The organism is Aidingimonas halophila, assembly GCF_900106955.1.
Lineage (GTDB): Bacteria > Pseudomonadota > Gammaproteobacteria > Pseudomonadales > Halomonadaceae > Aidingimonas > Aidingimonas halophila.
The window spans coordinates 1-1,254 of sequence record NZ_FNNI01000019.1 but is presented as its reverse complement, the minus strand read 5'-3'; the positions used below and the strand labels follow the sequence as shown (position 1 = coordinate 1,254).

At 67.7% G+C, this 1,254-nt stretch carries 1 pseudogene; it reads left to right on the top strand.

Going from position 1 to position 1,254, the window contains the following annotated elements:
• Positions 1 to 1,254 (top strand): annotated as a pseudogene (locus BLW01_RS18535) (hypothetical protein); the annotation flags it as partial.

Here is a 1,254-nt window from a genome sequence, read left to right as displayed (position 1 = left end):
GCTGCTCGATGCGCTGCCGCACGATGCGAACGTTGACGAGCTGACCATCGGCGGACTCGAAGTGATCGCCAGCGAAGCGGACGGCGACCGTGCCACCGGCACGGTCGACATGACCGTGACCGACGCCCAGCCCGAGAACAGCCTGGGCGGTGATGAGGAAGCCACCGAAGGTGGCGAGACGATCGAGGGCACCTGGGAAGCGACCCAGGGAGCCGATGGCGCGACCACCACGGTCGAAATCGGTGGTAACAGCTACGCGCTGGATGAAGCCATCGACACCGGCAGCGGCGAGTTGACGGTCGACAGCGGTGGCACCTGGAGCTTCGTGCCTGGCACCAACGCCGAGAATACCGGCTTCGATTTCGAGCTGGTCACGCTGGACAGCGACGGTGACGAGGCGCGTGCCACGCACACTGTCACGGTAGATGACGGCGCCGGTCCGACGCCGGGCGACAGTGACGGCGAAGGCAAGACGCTCAGCCTCAACCTGGCCGATGCCGCCACGGAAGACGGCGCCACCGACAGCACCGACGGCGAGCTTGCCTTCACCGCCGGCAGTGACGACATCACCGAGTTCGCCTTCGGCGACCCCGCCAATCTGACGGTTGACGGCCTGGACGGTGACCTGAACTGGACGACCGATGGCGACGGCAACCTGGTCGGCAACCTGGTCGGCAGCCTGGACGGCGACGACGTGCTCAAGCTGAGCCTGAACGGCGGCCCGATCGGCGCGCAGACCAGCGGCACGGTGACGGTCACCGCCGAGTTGCTCGATGCGCTGCCGCACGATGCGAACGTCGACGAGCTGACCATCGGCGGACTCGAAGTGATCGCCAGCGAAGCGGACGGCGACCGTGCCAGCGGCACGGTGGACGTCACCGTCACGGACGCCCAGCCCGAGAACACTCTGGGCGGTGATAAGGAAGCCACCGAAGGCGGCGTGGCGATCGACGGCACCTGGAGCGAGGAAGCCGGCGCCGACGGCGTGGGCAGCACCACGGTCGAGTTCGGCGGCGAGAGCTACGCGCTGGATGAAGCTATCGACACCGGCAGCGGCGAGTTGACGGTCAACAGCGACGGCACCTGGAGCTTCGTGCCTGGCACCAACGCCGAGAATACCGGCTTCGATTTCGAGCTGGTCACGCTGGACAGCGACGGTGACGAGGCGCGCAGCACCCACACGGTAAGCGTGGTCGACGGCGCCGGTCCGACGCCGGGTGACAGTGACGGCGAAGGGGCGACCCTGAGCCTGAC